The sequence below is a fragment of the Janthinobacterium sp. GMG1 genome (genome assembly GCF_034427795.1).
Classification (GTDB): domain Bacteria; phylum Pseudomonadota; class Gammaproteobacteria; order Burkholderiales; family Burkholderiaceae_D; genus Janthinobacterium.
Genome location: NZ_JAXQNT010000008.1, coordinates 108,750 through 122,634, shown reverse-complemented (window position 1 = coordinate 122,634; position 13,885 = coordinate 108,750). Strand labels below are relative to the sequence as shown.

Here is a 13,885-nt window from a genome sequence, read left to right as displayed (position 1 = left end):
TTATTCCTTGTCATCCAGGGCGAGTTCGTTGTTGCGCGCCTGTGCTTCGTAGAGGCGGAAATAGGCGCCCTCTTTCGCCATCAGTTCATCGTGACTGCCCACTTCGACGACCTGGCCGCGGTCCAGCACCACCAGGCGGTCGGCGCGGTGCAGGGTCGACAGCCTGTGCGCGATGGCGATCGTCGTGCGGCCCTGCACCAGGTTGTCCAGCGCCTTCTGGATTTCTTTTTCCGTTTCCGAGTCGACCGACGATGTCGCTTCATCCATGATCAGGATGCGCGGGTCGATCAAGAGCGCGCGGGCAATCGAGATGCGCTGGCGTTCGCCACCCGACAAGCCCTGGCCACGCTCGCCCACCATCGAATCGTAGCCTTGCGGCAGGCGCAGGATGAATTCGTGGGCATGCGCGGCGCGCGCAGCGGCGATGATGTCCTGGCGCGTCGCGTGCGGCTTGCCGTAGGCGATATTTTCCGCGATGGTGCCGAAGAACAGGAATGGCTCCTGCAGCACCAGGCCGATATTGCGGCGGTAGTCGGACACGGCGAACGAACGGATGTCGACGCCGTCGAGCAGGATCGCGCCTTCCGAGACGTCATAGAAACGGCAGATCAGGTTGACCAGGGTGCTCTTGCCCGAACCGCTGTGGCCTACCAGGCCGATCATCTCGCCCGCCTTGATGTTCAGGGTGATGCCGCGGTTGACGGCGCGGTTGCCATAGCGGAAACCGACTTCGCGCAGGTCGATGCGTCCTTCGATTTTGTCCAGTTTCACCGGTTGCGCCGGTTCCGGCACGCTCGACACGTGGTCGAGGATGTCGAAAATGCGCTTGGCGGCCGACGCCGATTTCTGCGTCACGGAGACGATGCGGCTCATGGAGTCGAGGCGGCCATAGAAACGCGTGCTGTAGGCGATGAAGGCGGTCAGCACACCAACGGTGATTTCGCCGCGCGACAGCTGCCAGATGCCGAAGCACCAGATGACCAATAAACCCATCTCCGTCAGGAAGGAAACGGTCGGCGAGAACAGCGACCAGACCTTGTTCAACTTGTCGTTGACGGCCAGGTTGTGCGCGTTGGCGTCGCGGAAGCGGGCCGCTTCGCGTTTTTCCTGCGCAAACGCCTTCACCACGCGGATGCCGGGGATGGTATCGGCCAGCACGTTGGTCACTTCGCTCCACACGCGGTCGATCTTTTCAAAGCCCGTGCGCAAGCGGTCGCGCACCAGGTGGATCATCCAGGCGATGAAGGGCAGCGGCGCCAGCGTCATGATGGCCAGCCACGGGTTCATCGACCACAGGATCACGCCCGTCATGATGATCATCAGCACGTCGGAAGCGAAATCGAGCAGATGCAGCGAGAGGAAGACGCAGATGCGGTCGCTGCCGCTGCCGATGCGCGCCATCAGGTCGCCCGTGCGCTTGCCGCCGAAAAATTCCAGCGACAGCTTCATCAGGTGTTCATACGTGGCCGAGCGCAAGTCGGCGCCCATGCGTTCGGACACCAGGGCCAGCACATACGTCTTGCCCCAGCCCAGCAGCCAGGCCAGCAGGGCCGAACCGAGCAAGCCGCTCATGTAGTACACCACCAGCCATGGGTCGATGTGCTTGCCGTTCTGATACGGGATCAGCACATTGTCCATCAGCGGCGCCGTCAGATAGGGCGGAATCATGTGCGCGGCCGTGCTCAGCAGCATCAGCATGAAGCCCAGGGCCAGCTGGCCGCGGTAAGGGTGGGCGAAGCGCCACAGGCGGAACAGGGTCCAGGTCGATGGGGGCGTGTGCAGCACCTTGGCGCAGATCGGGCATTCTTCCTGCTCAGGCGCCAAAGGCGCCTTGCAGCTCGGACAGACTTCCTGCTCCGCTTCCAGCACGGGCTGGCCCGTCAGGTGGCTGTCGAGGCGCTCGACGAACTGCTCCAGCACGCGGATGGCGTGCAAGTTCTGTCCCAAAGTGAAGCGCCATGAGGCCAGGCGGCCGTGGTCATCGAACAGTTCCAGGTGGCCGACGCCGGCGTGGTCGTGGTGCGTCAGGCGCAATCCGTGGCGGAAAGACCAGCTTTTCCAGACGGTGTCGCCCGGCGAACGGGCCAGTAATCGCTTCTCGGTGACAACTATTATGCCTTTTGTGAAACGTAATCGCGCATCGAGGTCAACCTCAACGCTACTTAAAACGTTCTCCCCTGGAGAAAGGTTGCTCTCCACTTCCACCAGCCAGTGTTCAGGCAGCGAGGTGAGGGGAATAGTTGTTGCAGGAACACTCAGTTCAGTTGTCATCGTAAAGCATACTCCGGCTCGAGGCCAAGCCCTTCAGGGCGGGATTTGGGGGATGGGGCAGACGCCCGATCAATGTTTGTGTACTGCGCGATGGCGAGGTGGATGCACCAGTGGCAATTTCCTGTATTGTATCGAATGGATGCCTGCCGGTAAGGAATGATGACAAAACGGCGCAAAAAAATGGGCGACCGTCGTACCGGAGCAAGTATACAACAGCCCGCTGTTGCACAAATGCTCCAGCTTTAAGCAGAGTCGGTATCTTTATAACAAGTATGGCAACAATTAGTAACAATTAGAATGACAACACCAGCAGAATACGAGAAGCAAACGCGACAAGAGGCCGCTAAAAGTGGCACACTGCGCATACCCGGGATAAAGAACCAAGCACGAGCCTGAAAAGACTCTGTAGAGCCAACATAAAGTATCTGGCGCCCAGACGCCTGGCTTGTTATCAAGAAACCACTTACATGATCAAGAAGAAGAACATCGAATTTGCCCGCGTCACCCACTTGCGCGGCCCCAACATCTGGACTTACCGCCCGGTGATTGAAGCCTGGGTCGACATCGGCGAACTGGAAGACTATCCATCGAATACCCTGCCCGGCCTGTACGAGCGCCTGGTGGCGTGGCTGCCCGGCATGATCGAGCACCGCTGCGGCGTGGGCGAACGGGGCGGCTTTTTCGAGCGCCTGCGCGAAGGCACGTGGTCGGCCCACATCCTCGAACACGTGGTGCTGGAGCTGCAAAACCTGGCCGGCATGCGCACGGGCTTCGGCCAGACGCGCTCGACCAGCCAGCGCGGCGTCTACAAGATGGCTTTCCGCACGCGTGAAGAGCACGTGGGCCGCGCCGCCCTGGCCGCCGCGCGCACACTGCTGATGGCCGCCATCAACGATGAAGCCTATGACCTGGAAGCGGCCCTGGCGCCCCTGCGCGACATGGTCGATTCGCGCTGCCTGGGCCCGAGCACGGCCAGCATCGTCGATGCCGCCACAGAACGCCGCATCCCTTCGCTGCGCCTGAACGACGGCAATCTGGTGCAACTGGGCCACGGCGCCGCCCAGCGCCGCATCTGGACGGCCGAAACGGACCGCACCAGCGCGATCGCCGAAGGCATCGCCAGCGACAAGGATCTGACCAAATTCCTGCTCAAATCGTGCGGCGTGCGCGTGCCCGAGGGCAGCCTGGTGCGCAGCGCCGAAGCGGCCTGGGAAGAAGCGCAGGACATCGGCGTGCCCGTCGTCGTCAAGCCGTATGACGGCAATCATGGCCGCGGCGTGTCGCTGAACCTGATGACGGAAGCGGACGTGAGGGCCGCCTATGAACTGGCCGCACGCAAGGGCGACAGCTCGGCCGTGCTGGTGGAAAGCTTCATCACGGGCGACGAACACCGCCTGCTCGTCGTCGGCAACAAGCTGATCGCGGCCGCCAAGGGCGAATCCTTGTGGGTCGACGGCGATGGCGTCTCGACCGTGCTGGAACTGGTCAACACGCAGATCAATACCGATCCGCGCCGCGGCGAAGGCGAAGACTTCCCGCTAGGCACCGTCAAGCCGCACGAATCGGGCGAAATCGTGCTGGAACTGCAGCGCCAGGGCATGACCGCCCTGTCCGTGCCGCAGGCGGGCCAGAAAGTGCTGATCCAGCCGAACGGCAACGTGGCCATCGACGTCACGGACGACGTGCATCCGTCCGTCGTGCATGCTGCCCTGCTGGCCGCGCGCGTGGTCGGCCTGGATATCGCCGGCATCGACCTGGTCACCACCGACATCACGCTTCCGCTGGAAGAGCAGCGCGGCGCCATCATCGAAGTCAATGCCAGCCCTGGCCTGCTGGCGCACATCAAGCCGGGCGTGGGCCAGAGCCGCCCTGTCGGCGCGGCCATCGTCGACCACCTGTTCGCGCCCGAGGAAACGGGCCGCATTCCGTTGATCGGCGTGACGGGCACGCGCGGCGCCAGCCTGATCGTGCGCATGCTGTGCAAGCTGCTCAACCTGTCGGGCCTGCACACGGGCGCCGTCTGCAGCGAAGGCATGTATCTGGACCAGCGCCGCGTCGTCAGCAGCGATTGCGTGAACTGGGACGCGGGCCAGCGCCTGCTGCTCAACCGCACCGTGCAGACGGCCCTGTTCGAGAGCAATCCGCGCATGATCCTGGCCGAAGGCCTGGCCTACGACAAGTGCCAGATCGGCATCGTCACGGACATGGGCAGCCTCGATAGCGTCAAGGATTTCGACGTGCTGGACGAAGCGGGCCTGTACAAGGCCGTGCGCAGCCAGGTTGACGTGGTGGTGCCAACGGGTGTGGCCGTGCTCAACGCGGCCAACGCGCACGTGCTGGAACTGGCCGAACTGTGCGACGGCACGGTGACCCTGTATGCGCAGGACGGCGGCTTGCCAGCCATCGCGGCGCAACTGGCCGCCGGCCAGCGCGCCGTATTCGTGCGCGGCAACCACATCGTGCTGGCCGAAGGCGGCATCGAAACGGTCTTGCTGTGCCTGGACCTGCTGAAACCGGCCACGGCCGGCAATGTCGACAGCGTGCTGGCCGTCGCGGCCGCCGCCTGGGCCCTGAACCTGCCCGTCGACCTGATTTGCGCTGGCTTGCGCACGTTCGACGCCGCACCCGGCTGCATCGGCAACTAAGGCAAAGCAGCACTCAAGCCCGGCCAGGACGGCCGGGCCCACAAGAACACAACAGGATTACGGTTTAATTATGGAAGTATCTCGCGTACGGGCCTTGCGGGGCCCTAACCTCTGGAGCCACGACACCGCCGTGGAAGCCATTGTTTCCTGCACCACGCAGGAACTCGACATCGCCCAGCTGCCCGGCTTCGAAGCCCGCCTGCGCGCGCGCTTTCCGCAACTGAGCCCGCTGCAACCACTGGGCAACTACAACGCCGCGCCGATGGCGCAGGTGCTGGAACTGGCGGCGCTGGGCCTGCAGGCGCAAGCCGGCTGCCCCGTCACCTTCAGCCGCACCACGCCGACCCTGGAAACGGGTATCTTCCAGGTCGTCGTCGAATACTCGGAAGAAGCCGTCGGCCGCCTGGCCCTGGAACTGGCGCAGCAGCTGTGCCGCGCGGCACTCGACGATGCGCCGTTCGACCTGGCCGGCGCCCTGCACCAGTTGCAGGAACTCGATGAAGACGTCCGTCTGGGCCCATCGACGGGCGCCATCGTCAACGCCGCCGTGGCGCGCAACATTCCGTTCCGCCGCCTGACCGAGGGCAGCCTGGTGACATTCGGTTGGGGCAGCAAGCAGCGCAAGATCCAGGCCGCCGAAATGGACGGCACCAGCGCGATTGCCGAAGCCATCGCGCAAGACAAGGAACTGACCAAGAAGCTGCTCGATTCGGCCGGCGTGCCGGTGCCGCACGGCCGTGTCGCCGTCGATGCGGACGACGCCTGGGCCGCCGCCTGCGAAATCGGCCTGCCCGTCGTCGTGAAACCAAAAGATGGCAACCAGGGCAAGGGCGTCACCGTCAATGTCACCACGCGCGAACAGCTGACGGCAGGCTTCCTCGCGGCGCAGGAATTCCGCGACGACATTCTCGTCGAACGCTACCTGCCTGGCCACGATTTCCGCTTGCTCGTCATCGGCAACAAGATGGTGGCAGCGGCCCGCCGCGACCCGCCGCAAGTGGTGGGCGACGGCCAGCACACGGTGCGCGAACTGGTCGACCAGGTCAACCTGGACCCGCGCCGCGGCAGCGGCCACGCCACCTCGCTGACGAAAATCCGCTTCGACGACATCGCCCTGGCCAGCCTGGCCAAGCAGGGCTATGTGGCCGAATCCGTGCCTCCCGTGGGCCAGCGCGTGATCTTGCGCAATAACGCCAACCTGTCGACGGGCGGCTCGGCCACCGACGTCACCGTCGACGTGCACCCGGAAGTGGCGGCGCGCGCCGTCGCCGCCGCGCACATGGTGGGCCTGGACATCTGCGGCGTGGACGTCGTCTCCGAAAGCATTTTGAAACCGCTGGAAGAACAGAACGCCGGCATCGTCGAAGTGAACGCCGCGCCGGGCTTGCGCATGCATTTGGCGCCGTCGTTCGGCAAGCCGCGCCCCGTGGGTGAAGCCATCATCGCCGCCATGTTCGCCGAAGGCGACGATGGCCGCATTCCCGTCGTCGCCGTCACCGGCACCAACGGCAAGACCACCACCGTGCGTCTGATCGCCCACCTGCTCACCACCTCCGGCCTGCGCACGGGCATGACCAACACGGATGGCGTGTACATCGAAGGGCGCCAGATCGACAGCGGCGACTGCAGCGGCCCGCGCAGCGCGCGCAACGTGCTGCTGCACCCGGACGTGGACGCGGCCGTGTTCGAAACGGCGCGCGGCGGCATGCTGCGCGAAGGCCTGGCCTTCGACCGCTGCCAGGTCGCCGTGGTGACCAACATCGGCGCCGGCGACCACCTGGGCCTGAACTACATCACCACCGTGGAAGACCTGGCGGTCCTGAAGCGCGTGATCGTGCAGAACGTGGCCGACAGCGGCGTGGCAGTCTTGAACGCCACCGACCCCGCCGTGGCGCGCATGGCCAAGAATTGCAGCGGCACGGTGACCTTCTTCGCCGCCGACAAGACGCATCCCGTGATGGCCACGCACCGCGCGCAGGGCAACCGCGTCGTGTACGTGGAAGACGGCAAGCTGGTCGCGGCACAGGGCAAGGAGCGCCACGAAATCGCCCTGTCGCAGGTGCCGATCACGCGCAACGGCGCCATCGGCTTCCAGGTCGACAACGTCATGGCGTCGCTGGCCGCCGCCTGGGCCGTGGGCCTGGACTGGAAAACCATCGCGCTGGGCCTGAAAACCTTTGCCAATGAAGCCGACAATGCGCCGGGCCGCTTCAACGTGTTCGATTACAAGGGCGCCACCCTGATCGCCGACTACGGCCACAATCCGGACGCCATCCTGGCGCTGGTGCAGGCCGTCGAAAGCATGCCGGCCAAGCGCCGCTCGGTGGTCATCAGCGGCGCCGGCGACCGCCGCGACGAAGACATCCGCCAGCAGACGGAAATCCTCGGTGCCGCCTTCGACGACGTGCTGCTGTACCAGGATCAATGCCAGCGCGGCCGCGCCGACGGCGAAGTGGTGGCCTTGCTGCGCCAGGGCTTGAACGGCGCCAAGCGCACCACGCATATCGATGAAATCAACGGCGAATTCGTCGCCATCGACAAGGCCCTGGCGCGCCTCGGTGAAGGCGACCTGTGCCTGATCCTGATCGACCAGGTGGAAGAAGCGCTGGCGCACATCGCCAAGCGCGTCGCCGAAGCCTAAGCGCTGCATCACTGCGCACAAGGGCGGCCTGCGGGCCGCCCTTTTTATTGGCGCCCGCCACCTCCCTGCGCGCACCCGCATGGTGCAAAAGCCCCCTTGCAAGCTTGTAAATTCAGGCATGAAAATTGCTCATAAGAAAACATAAATGGGCTGACGAGAAGGTGGGGCACGCATGCTGGGCAGAATCTCGCGCATGATCGGAAAATTGACGGTGGGACGCAAACTGGCGCTGATCTATTTGCTCGACCTGTCCGCCGTCATCTTCATTTCCGGCATCCTCATCAACGAAAAATACCTGGCCATCGATTTCTCGCGCAAGGAGATGGCGGGCAATGACTACATCGCCGCGATCCGCGATGCCCTTCTGCCCCTGGCGCGCAGCACGGCGCAAGCGGGCGCGCAGGCCGCGGCCGTGGAGCAGGCTGAAAGCCGCTTCGGCAGCGGCATGCGCAGCGCCGAACTGAATGCGCAATTTGCCGCCCTGCTGCGCCAGGCCGGCAGTACTCCCGCCCCAGCCGACGACGGCATCGCGCCCTCGCCCGCCTTTGTTGCAGGACGCGCACTGCTCACCCGCGTGGGCAACCAGTCGAACCTGATCCTCGACCCGGACCTCGACAGCTACTACACGATGTCGCTGGTGATCCTGCGCTTTCCCGAGCTGCTGGAAGTGATCAACAGCACGCGCGCCCTGGCCCTGCAACTGGCCACGGCCGAAGGCGCGCAGCGCCAGCGCCTGCAGACCCAGTTCCTGATCCTGGAGGGCCGCATGGACGCCACCATGGGCGGCATCGGCAGCGACTACACGGAGGCGTTCGCGGCCAGCACGCCGCTGCTGCGCCAGCACCTGGATGGTTCGCGCGCGGTCCTGCAGCAGGCCGTGGCGCGCTTACGCGCCAGTACCCAGGCGCTGGCCGGCGCGCAAGTCACCCCCGCCGGCACGCAGGCACTGCGGCGGCACGACGACGTGGCGCTCGCCGCCCTACGCCTGGCATGGCGCGACACGGCGAATGAATTGCACCGGCTGATCCAGCTGCGCGTGGACGGCTTTTTTACGCGTATGTGGCTGCACCTGGGTACGGCCGTGCTGCTGCTGGTGATGATACTGGGCCTGGTGTTTTTCGTCGCACGTCAGATCGCCCTGCCCATCCGCCGCCTCGCGCGCGTGGCGCAGGAAGTGCGCGAAACGGGCGACCATAGCCTGCGCGCCGTCTGGGACAGCGAAGATGAAACGGGACGCCTGGTGCGCGCCTTCAATACCATGCTGCAGCAGCTCGACTTCCAGCGCATGGCGCAACAGGAACTGGTGGCGCGCGCCAGCGCGGCCGATGCGCAGCGCCAGCTGGTCGACGCCATTCCCATCCCGCTGATGGTCACCTCGATCCCGCACCACGAGGTGCTGCACGCGAACCAGGCTGCGCACGCGTGGCAGGGCGGCCTGGAACTGGACCCGTGGGTGGGCGGCATGAGTCCGCAAGCCCGTTCACGCTTCTTCCAGCGCTTGAGCGACCTGGGCGCCGTCGATGAATTCGAAGTGTGCTGGAGCGGCGGCACGCCCACCTGGGCCCTGATTTCCGCGCGCCTGATCGACTACCAGGGCCAGCGCGCCGTGCTGTCGACCTTCACGCCGATCAACAAGATGAAGCTGATGGAGTCGCGCCTGGAACTGTGGGCCAAGGTCTTCGAGGCCTCGGCCGAAAGCCTGATCGTGATGGACGCCGGCATGCGCATCATCACCGTCAACCAGGCCTTCCGCCGCCATTCGCTGTACGACATGGTGGAGCTGATCGGCAAGCGCCCGGCCTTTTTGCTCGCGCCAGACAACAGTCCCGAGCAGCTCGACAGCCTGCGCCGGACCCTGGCGCGGCGCGGCTACTGGCAGGGCGAGATCCGGGTGCAGCGCAAGTCGCTGGAAAGCTATCCCGCCTGGCTGGTGATGAACGCCGTGCGCGGCCTCGATGGCGTCACCACGCATTTCATCGCCAGCTCGCTCGACATCAGCGAACGCAAGGCCAGCGAGCGGCAGATCGAGCACATGGCCCACCACGACGCGCTGACGGGACTGGCGAACCGCCACGTCTCGAAACTGCGCCTGGCGGCCGCCATCGCGCAGGCGCGCCGCAGCGGTGAAAAGGTGGGCGTGCTGTTCGTCGACCTGGACCGCTTCAAGCACGTCAACGACGCGCTGGGCCACCATGTGGGCGACGCGCTGCTGCAATCGGTCTCAAAGCGCCTGTTGCAGCTGGTGCGCGAAGGCGACACCGTCAGCCGCCTGGGCGGCGATGAATTCGTCGTCATCCTCAACGGCGTCGGCGACGCCGCAGCCATCGCCGCCCTGCTCGACACGCGGCTGATACCGGCCATGCGCGAGCCGCACCAGGTGGAAGGCAACGCGCTGTATGTCTCGTGCAGCGTGGGCGTGGCCGTCTACCCGGACCACGGCGACGACATGGATACCCTGATGCGCCACGCCGATGCGGCCATGTACCAGGCCAAGAGCGGCGGACGCGATCACGCGCGCATGTTCACGCCGCAGATGCAGGAACAGCAGTTGCAGCAGCTGCACCTGGAAAGCGATCTGCGCCACGCCATCGAGCGGCACGAACTGGTGCTGTACTACCAGCCGCGCATCGATGCGAAAAGCAGCCGCCTGAATGGCGTGGAAAGCCTGATCCGCTGGCAGCATCCGCAGCACGGCCTGATCGCGCCCGACAGCTTCATTCCCGCCGCCGAGGAATCGGGCCTGATCGTCTCCATCGGTGCGTGGGTCATCCGCGAGGCGTGCCGCCAGCAGCTGGCCTGGCGCGAGGCGGGCGCGGGCGACATCGCCGTGTCGATCAACCTGTCGGCCATCCAGCTGAAAAACGGCGGCCTGGTGGCGACCTTGCGCGAAGTGCTGCGCGAATTTCCCGTCACGCCGGGACAGATCGAATTCGAACTGACCGAATCGATCCTGATGGACAACGTGGACGACACCATCGCCACCCTGCACGCCATCAAGGCGCTGGGTTTTGCGCTGTCGATCGACGATTTCGGCACCGGCTATTCGAGCCTGAACTACCTGTGCCGCTTCCCGCTCGACAAGCTGAAAATCGACATGAGCTTCGTGCAGGACATCCACGGTTCGCCGCAGAATCTGGCGGTGACGAAAACCATCATCGGCCTTGGCCATACGCTGGGCTTGACGGTCACCGCCGAAGGCGTGGAAAGCGCGGCCGATGCCGACGTGCTGCGCCACGCCGGCTGCGATGAATTGCAGGGCTTTTACTTTGCCCGCCCCATGCCGCAGGCGCACTTCATGGACTGGCTGGCGCACAGCGCCGCGCCCTGCGTCGCCTGACACTTTCTGTGGAGCGCCCGCAACGCGCACGCGCCAAGTTCGGCAATGCGCGCCGCGCCGCCAGGGCGCATGAATGCAGCAGGGATACCGGAATCGGTATTGACATCGCAAAAGAAGTCATTTGTGGGGCAAAGTCATTCCCACCTACCATGTTTCTGAGCAGGTTCCAGCTCTGGCGGCGACTGCCGCAGCGTTCTCAACATAACTAAAATACAGGTGGAGACAAGATGAAGCAATTGATGGCAACGGGCACCCGCACGTCCGCACAAAACACGCGCTTGGCCTTGAAGGCAACGGTGGCCGCGCTGGCCAGCGCCGGCTTGCTGAGCAGCGCTTCCGTCTGGGCGCAACAGGCGCCCGCCGTGAACACGCCAGCGGAAGAAACGGCACAGGCTGCAGTAGCGGCACCGGCGGGGGCCGACAATGCCGGCATCGCCGTCGTCGCCGTCACGGGCGTGCGCAGGGCGGCACAGAGCGCGCAGACGATCAAGAAAAACAACGACCAGGTGGTCGACTCCATCGTCGCCGATGAGATCGGCAAATTCCCCGACAAGAACGTGGCCGAAATCCTCGGCCGCGTGACGGGCGTGCAGATCCGCCGCGAGGGCGGCGAGGCTGGCACCGTCATCATCCGCGGCTTGCCCGGCGTGGTGACCCTGCTCAACGGCCGGGAAATGTTCACATCCGTGGGCCGCAGCCTGTATCTGGCCGACATTCCGACAGCCATGCTGCAGCGCGTGGACGTGTACAAATCGCAGGGCGCCGACATGGTCGAAGGCGGCACGGCCGGCGTGATCGACGTGCGCACCAACCGACCGTTCGACTTCAAGGGCTTCACGGCATCGGGCAATGTGCGCGCCGAGCACCGCGACAAGTCCGGCTCGACGGACCCGAACGTCGGCGGCATGGTCTCGAACCGCTGGAAGACCCAATACGGCGAATTCGGCGCCCTGCTCGGCCTGTCCTACCAGCGCGGCAGATACTATGACGAGACGATCTGGAACGCCGAACCCGTCAAGCGCCCCGACGCGGGCAACATCACGGGCCCCGATTCCGTCGGCATGATCCCCACCGTGGGCGACCGCAAGCGCTACGCGGCCAACGCCGCCTTCCAATGGCGTCCGAACTCGCAGGTGGAAGTGTATGCGGAAGGCATGTCGACCCTGATCAAGCACGCGTTCGACAGCCAGTTCTTCGTCGGTTCGCTGCCCTGGGGCCAGAACCCGGACATCACCCTGATCCCCGGCACCAGCCAGGCGGCCACGGTGGGCAAGATCGACGGCCCCTGGTCGCCGTTCACGCTGGGCTCGACCCAGGCGCGGCGCGACCGCTCGATCGGCTCGCAAGGCGCCATCGGCGCGCGCTGGGACATTACGCCGCAGCTGCGCGCCACGACGGAACTGGCGCGCACGGTCAGCAACTTCGAGCGCGAATTTCCCATCCTCGACTTCCTCGCCCATCCGACCAGCGTGATCGGCAGCACGAACGTGAACGGCGGCGCGCAGATCAGCTACCCCGGCTACAACATGACGGACCCGAAGAACTACACCCTGCTCGGTTTCTACGACAATCACAACCACGACGAAGGCAGCTCGACCGACTGGCGCGGCGACGTTACCTACGACATGGACAGCACGGGCTTCTTCCGCGAATTCTCGGGCGGCGTGCGCCTGGCCAAGCGCAAGGCCGAATCGGTCCGCGAAAAAAATGGCCAGGGCGGGCTGACGTCGATCATGACTGCGGACGCGATTCCCGGCCTGGCATGCACCTCGCACGACAACACGGGCAACTTCGGCCTGCAAAGCTGGCTCACGCCGTGCCGCGACTTCATGCTCAACAACACGGCCGCGCTGCGCCAGCTGTTTACGGGCAGCAGCGAACGCAGTCCCGACGATCCGATGACCCACTTCAAGGATGTGGAAAAAACCAATGCCGTCTACGGCAAGGCGCGCATCGGCTTTGACCTGGCACAGGTACCGGTCGATGGCACCCTGGGCGTGCGCGTGGTGCAGACCAAGCAGGACTTGCAAGGCAATTCCGCGCAAAACGGCATCATCACGCCCGTGCGCGTGAAGACCTCGGATACGGACGTGCTGCCCAGCATGACCCTGAAAGCCATGCTGCGCCAGGACCTGGTCGCCCGCCTGACGGCCGGCAAGGCCGTGCAGCGCCCGAACTTCGCCGATTTCAACCCCGGCGTGAGCCTGGGCCAGAGCCTGGAAATGGTGCGCCCGACGGGCAGCGGCGGCAACCCCGACCTCAAACCCGTGGAAGGCAAGAATCTCGACGTGGCGCTGGAATGGTATTTCGCGCAGACGGGTTCCGTCACGGCCACCGTGTTCCGCCATAACTTCAAGAATTACATCCTGTCCGGTTCCGCCAAGGAAACATATGGCGGCATCGAATACGACATCACGCGTCCGCGCAACACCTCGAAGGGCCATCTGCAAGGCCTGGAAATGGCCTACCAGCAGTTCTACGACAAGCTGCCGGGCTGGATGAGCGGCCTGGGTCTGCAGGCGAACGCCACCTACATGACGGGCGAGCTGGAGGAATTGAATGGCAGCGCGCATCCGTTCACGGGCATGTCAAAGTGGTCGGCCAATCTCGTCGGCCTGTACGAACAGGGAGCGTGGTCGGCGCGCCTGGCCTACAGCTGGCGCGACAAGTACGTCGACGACTACAACTATCGCGGCAAGGGCATCCACCTGACCGTGGCGCCCACCAAGACCCTGGACGCGTCGGTCTCGTACAAGCTCAATCCGAACACCACGGTGACCCTGGACGCGAACAACCTGCTCGACTCGACCTACCGCGACTACCACGACACGCCGGACTACGTGCGCGACGTGCGGCGCTATGACAAGGTTGTCGGTTTGTCCCTCCGCTGGAGTTACTAGCCCCTCTTTCTTCCTTGCGAGGGTTTTCAGCGCCAGCCGGCAACGGTTGGCGTTTTTTTTGCCTTGTGGAATCTATCCGACACAGGAGTGA

5 protein-coding genes are annotated in these 13,885 nt (G+C 64.7%); 4 read left to right on the top strand and 1 reads right to left on the bottom strand.

Features of this window, described 5'->3' with window-relative positions; translation table 11 throughout:
* Entirely contained in the window at positions 1-2,271 is a 2,271-nt protein-coding gene (locus SJI03_RS20780) for an ABC transporter ATP-binding protein (RefSeq protein WP_322428413.1), read from the bottom strand.
* Between the two features lie 467 nt (positions 2,272-2,738).
* On the opposite strand from SJI03_RS20780, the gene cphA (SJI03_RS20775) reads away from it, so the two are divergent.
* The 4 genes from cphA (SJI03_RS20775) to SJI03_RS20760 all read left to right on the top strand — a co-directional run bounded on the left by cphA (SJI03_RS20775) (position 2,739) and on the right by SJI03_RS20760 (position 13,794).
* Positions 2,739-4,916 carry a cyanophycin synthetase gene (gene cphA / locus SJI03_RS20775; RefSeq protein ID WP_322428412.1) on the top strand — a complete coding sequence of 726 codons (2,178 nt, stop codon included), beginning with the start codon at positions 2,739-2,741 and terminating at the stop codon, positions 4,914-4,916.
* Between the two features lie 70 nt (positions 4,917-4,986).
* On the top strand, positions 4,987-7,557 hold the full coding sequence (gene cphA / locus SJI03_RS20770) for a cyanophycin synthetase (RefSeq protein WP_322428411.1): 2,571 nt from the start codon (positions 4,987-4,989) through the stop codon (positions 7,555-7,557).
* A 172-nt stretch (positions 7,558-7,729) separates the two neighbouring features.
* A complete protein-coding gene (locus tag SJI03_RS20765) occupies positions 7,730-10,894 on the top strand; it encodes an EAL domain-containing protein (RefSeq protein WP_322428410.1) in 3,165 nt (1,054 codons plus the stop codon).
* Between the two features lie 227 nt (positions 10,895-11,121).
* Entirely contained in the window at positions 11,122-13,794 is a 2,673-nt protein-coding gene (locus SJI03_RS20760) for a TonB-dependent receptor (protein ID WP_322428409.1), read from the top strand.
* The last annotated feature ends 91 nt before the right edge of the window (positions 13,795-13,885 follow it).